6 protein-coding genes are annotated in these 5,270 nt (G+C 36.1%); all 6 read left to right on the plus strand.

The window, feature by feature from the left end:
• Positions 1-89: 89 nt before the first annotated feature.
• Entirely contained in the window at positions 90-1,805 is a 1,716-nt protein-coding gene (asnB, locus tag RLO81_RS11845) for an asparagine synthase (glutamine-hydrolyzing) (protein WP_350111749.1), read from the plus strand.
• A gap of 1 nt (position 1,806) precedes the next feature.
• Positions 1,807-2,718 carry a glycosyltransferase family protein gene (locus RLO81_RS11850; protein WP_350111751.1) on the plus strand — a complete coding sequence of 304 codons (912 nt, stop codon included), beginning with the start codon at positions 1,807-1,809 and terminating at the stop codon, positions 2,716-2,718.
• On the plus strand, positions 2,715-3,329 hold the full coding sequence (locus RLO81_RS11855) for an acyltransferase (protein WP_350111753.1): 615 nt from the start codon (positions 2,715-2,717) through the stop codon (positions 3,327-3,329). The genes RLO81_RS11850 and RLO81_RS11855 overlap by 4 nt, the downstream gene beginning before the upstream one ends.
• Complete coding sequence (locus tag RLO81_RS11860; protein WP_350111755.1) at positions 3,326-4,201, plus strand: methyltransferase domain-containing protein; 876 nt, start codon at positions 3,326-3,328, stop codon at positions 4,199-4,201. The genes RLO81_RS11855 and RLO81_RS11860 overlap by 4 nt, the downstream gene beginning before the upstream one ends.
• A complete protein-coding gene (locus tag RLO81_RS11865) occupies positions 4,198-5,070 on the plus strand; it encodes a class I SAM-dependent methyltransferase (RefSeq protein WP_350111757.1) in 873 nt (290 codons plus the stop codon). Before RLO81_RS11860 ends, RLO81_RS11865 begins: the two co-directional genes overlap by 4 nt.
• Positions 5,067-5,270, plus strand: a 204-nt coding sequence (locus RLO81_RS11870) for an NAD-dependent epimerase/dehydratase family protein (RefSeq protein ID WP_350111759.1), incomplete at its 3' end; no start/stop codon positions are given. The genes RLO81_RS11865 and RLO81_RS11870, both read left to right, overlap by 4 nt.

Here is a 5,270-nt window from a genome sequence, read left to right on the forward strand (position 1 = left end):
GAGTATTGGTTGGGCCATAAAGTAAAGAAACAATTCCCAAACTCAGTGGTGCCGGAATTTTTCCAGACGATTAATTAAATAACTTTATTTTGTGCGGAATAACAGCCTTTTACGCCTTCTCTTCCGTAGATAACAGCACACTATCCAATCTCCATAAATGCAATCAGGAGATGAGTTATCGTGGGCCGGATGATTCAGGGTTATGGCATGATGAACGCGTAGCCATAGCACATGTCCGTCTTTCAATCATTGGAGTTGAAAATGGACATCAACCTCTCTTTAATGAGGACAAATCTTTGATTCTCACCTGCAATGGTGAAATCTATAATTACCTGGAGCTAAAAGAGGATTTGATCAAAAAAGGCCACTGCTTTTCCACTGAATCTGATTGCGAAGTGATCATTCATTTGTATGAAGAATATGGGACTAACTTCATAAGCAAATTAGATGGCATGTTTGCATTTTGCTTATATGATCAAAAAAAAGCAGAGATCATTGTGGGTAGAGATCATGCAGGGAAAAAGCCTTTATATTATGCCGTATTACCAAAAGGAGTAATACTTTCTTCAGAACTGAAAGCAATAAAAAATCACTTTTTGGTAAATCCGGATACCAATTATGAAGTAATCAGACAAGTTCAAAAGTATACGTACTCAATTTCAAGAAACGAAACCTACATAAAGCAAATCGAGAAGATTCCTGATGGGTGTTATGCTACATTAAACCTTAATGAAGGGCTAAGGATAAACAGATATTTCCGCCGAACAATTACACCTTCATTTTCGGGATCGTATGAAGATGCAAAATCAAGAACAAAAGATTTAATATACAGCGCAGTTGAAAAGCGTCTTCAAAGTGAAGTTCCCGTAGCAATTTTACTAAGTGCTGGCGTAGACTCATCTACAATTGCATGCGTGGCCCGGGAACTAAGGGAAGAAGTACATGTAATTACGGCTGGGTATAAAGGTAGCCATGATGTAGATGAAAGAGCTGAAGCACAAAAATTAGCCAAAGAAAAAGACTTGATCTGGCATGACGTGGAACTTGATAGCAGAGATTTCGCAGATAGTTTTGATGAGATATTGAGCTATTTAGATGAGCCTAATGCTGATCCTGCGATGTTCGCACAATGGCATATATACAGAAAAGCCAAGGAGCTTGGTTTTACCGTACTTCTTGGAGGGAATGGCGCTGATGAATTGTTTTATGGATATAAGAAACATAATGAGTATGCCCAAAGCCTGCAATGGTACGATAGTTACAGAAAGAAAATTCTGAATACCTCCAGGATTTCGTTTTTGAAGAACTCTCTTAAACTCTTCAAGAAGGATGATCATGTCACATATAAAAACTACATCACAGGATTTTCAGAACGAAAAGCTGACAATGAAGTAGAGTCCAAAGCGCTATTGCAATCATTGCCGCTGAGTTTTGAATCCTGGATTTCAAATTTACCGTGGACCTATACCGATAGACTTTACTATTACCTGCATTATGCATGGTTGACAAATAATTGCTATTTCCTTTCTGATAAACTCGCAATGGCGCATTCTATTGAGGTACGTTCGCCTTTTGCTGATCAGGAATTAATAAAATTTATTGACTCGTTACCTTTAGAATATAAATTTCCGAATCAAGCACCAAAACAACTATTGAAGGAAGCTGTTAAAGGCCTGGTGCCAGATAATGTACTCAATAGAACAAAGACTGGGTTTACTCCTCCCAATGACCATATGCGTTATTTGCTTAAAGAACAAAAGACAACTTTCTCACATTATTTGTCAAAGCGTTTCATTAGAAAGTAAAATGGATTTAGCTCCAATTGTCCTTTTCGTCTATAACCGACCCTGGCATACTCAGAAAACACTTGAAGCATTATCTAGGAATGAACTAGCTGATAAAAGTGACCTTTTTATTTTCTCTGACGGACCAAAAAACAAGGCATCTAGCGAAGACCTGAGAAATATTGACGAAGTAAGAAGAATAATTACAGACATTTCAGGGTTTAAGTCGGTCAACGTTACTTTAAGAGAGAAGAATTTTGGCTTGGCTAATAATGTGATCGAAGGAGTAACTCATATAATTAATATATATGGGAAAATAGTAGTTCTTGAAGATGACCTTCTCACCTCAAGATATTTCCTACAGTATTGTAATGAAGGATTAAACCTATATAAGAACGAGACAAATGTCTATTCTATAAATGCTTACCAGTTCCCATTAGAGACTGATGATTTTGATACATTTCTTAGTCCACTTGGCACAAGTTCCTGGGGGTGGGCAACTTGGTCAAATAAGTGGAAAATGTTTGAAGTTAGTCCCAAATATCTAAATGAAATCGAAAACAATTTTCTTCTGCAAGAAAGATTCAATTTTGGAGGTTATAACTATTCTGGAATATTAAAGAACCCAAATTCTTGGGCAATAAAATGGTATTATTCAGTTTTTTTAAGAAATGGTTTGGGACTGTTTCCGACCCAATCTTTAGTTGAAAATATTGGTTTTGACGGATCAGGACAACACAAAGAAAATTCAATGTCATCAAAAATTCATGAATCAGAAATAAACTTAGTTAAGAAAGATAAAATTGATTTGAATTATGTGTGTTTAGTTTATGATCATCTTAGAATGGAGAAATCTGGAAGTCCAACTAGAGAACATTATGCCCTCACGTTTATAAAGTCTATTGCTAATAAAATAATTAGCCTAACCAGATGATCAAAAATATTATTAGGAGATTATTTTTCAAGATTATTTCTACACATGATATCATAAGTAGATATCATCAAGATCATTCAAGAAATCAAAGGAAAAATTGCATCATTAGTAATAGTTCCAAAATCATTTTTCCTGGAGAGGTCTTTAATTTTCGAAATGATAGACAAGCTATTTCAATTGGTGACAATTCGATCTCAAAAGGACAATTACTTGTTTTTGCTAATGGAGGAATTCTTGAAATTGGTAAAGATTGTTTTAGTGGAGAGACCAGGTATCGATGGAGTGCAGAAAAGATTAAGATAGGCAATGGAGTACTAATATCTCATAATGTAAATATCATCGACACAAATTCCCATGAGCTAGATGCTGATGAACGAATTAAAAGCTATCAGCTGCTTCTCAAAAAAGGACACCCGTCAGAGCCAAACAATGTACAAAAGAAGGAAATAATAATTGAAGATAAGGTATGGATAAATTTCAATAGTATTATCCTAAAGGGAGTGGTATTAGGGGAAGGGTGTATTGTTGCAGCTGGTAGTATTGTTACGCATGATGTAAAACCGTACTCAATTGTAGCTGGTGTACCAGCAAAAGAGATCGTTAACAAATGAAAAAAATATTCAAATATATAATTGACAAATTTAAAAAGTCACCAGACCCTATCAATGAATATATTCAAAATGGGAGAGTGCCTTGGACTAGGGGCTATTTAATATATCGTAATAAATATATCACAGACCAAATTAATTCGGTTGAATCTCTACGAATGTTTAATCAGAAGTCTATTGAATCTGATTACGGTCAAAACCTCGATGAAAGGGTGGTTGAATATCCATATCTTTTTAGTTGTTTGCACGGATTCAATGGAAAAATTCTGGATGCTGGATCGACTTTCAATTATGAGTTCATTTTGAATCAAGCAGTATTATGTAACCCTAAAACCAAGCTAACAATATTAACTTACGCCCCAGAAAAAAAATCATTTACTCAACGGGGAATTTCGTATTTATATTCAGATCTAAGAGATATTCCTATAAGAGATGAGTTTTTTGATTGTGTCGTTTCCCAATCAACGATCGAACATATTGATATGGATAATTCAATATATGGATATGACATATCAAACTCCGCAAATGAAAAAGGAAAGTCTTATGAATATTTATTTGCCATTAGAGAAATGTTGAGGGTCTTAAAAAAGGGGGGTAGACTATTGATAACTTTTCCATTTGGAAAATTCGAAAATCATGAATTTTTTCAGCAGTTTGATGATGAAATGTTGGCGAAAGCTGAGGAACTACTTAATGAAATGGGTGAGTACGAACTAACCTTTTTTAAATATGAACAAAGTGGGTGGAGATTTGCAGCAAGAGATGAATTGGGGAATGTGAAATCTTATAATCCTCATACAGGACGTGGTCGAGGTGAAGATGGAGCTGCTCACTGCAGAAGTGTTTGTTGCATTGAATTCATCAAGCAAAAATGACCTGGGAGGAAACCATTGATATGATCCGCGAGGATCCTGAATATCAAAATTTGGTCAGAGATGCCTATTTTGAGGCTGATCTACCTCTGAATGTAGAGCGCTATAAAGCAGGCGTTGAGTATAAAAAAATTAAGGATTGGTTAGTTGACCTGGGATTAACCCAGGGTAGAGTACTGGATATTGGTAGCGGAAATGGAATAAGTGCCATCTCATTTGCCCTTGATGGATATGAAGTAACTGCTGTGGAGCCGGACCCGAGCGACACTGTGGGTGCCGGGGCTATCAATGCTTTGAAGGACCATTACCAACTACAAAACCTTAAGGTTTATGAGTCTTTTGCAGAAGATATTGGATTCGATTCTAAGTCATTTGATCTTGTCTTTGTGAGGCAAGCGTTACACCATGCAAATGATTTGAATAAGTTCGTGGCTGAATGTCAGAGAGTGCTTAGCGAAGGCGGTATCATGATGACCATCAGAGATCATGTGATATATGATGAACGTGACAAGGAGTGGTTTTTGGAAATGCACCCATTACACAAGTTTTATGGGGGGGAGAACGCCTATAGATCAGATGAATATGAAGAGGCATTCAAAAACTCCGGTTTTGAAATTTTAAACAGATTTAGGTACTACGATACACCTGTCAATTATTTCCCCGTTCCAGAAGATTCGGTTAACCCAATCCTGGTTGAGGCTCAATTAAAGGAAAACTTATTTCGAAAAATAAGCATTTCAAAGTATATCCCATTTGTTTTTAAAATTTACAAACTCTACTTAAAGGCAAGAGGAGTATCCTTTAAACAGGATGAGCGTCTCATCCCGGGAAGGATGTACTCTTACATTCTCAAAAAAACCCTGACTACTTGAAGAAAGTTTTAATCATTGGTTCCAAAGGGTTTATTGGCTCAGCTTTGACAAGATATCTTCGATCTGTAAACTACGAAGTGTTCGAAGCAGATATTGTCCAGGAGTATGGGAATCCAAGTTATTTACAAATTGATCCTAATGGTTCAGATTATGAATTCGAACAGGTTTTTAAAATCAAAACCTATGATGCTTGTATCAAT

Source organism: Fulvivirga sp. (assembly GCF_040220315.1).
Classification (GTDB): Bacteria; Bacteroidota; Bacteroidia; order Cytophagales; family Cyclobacteriaceae; genus Fulvivirga.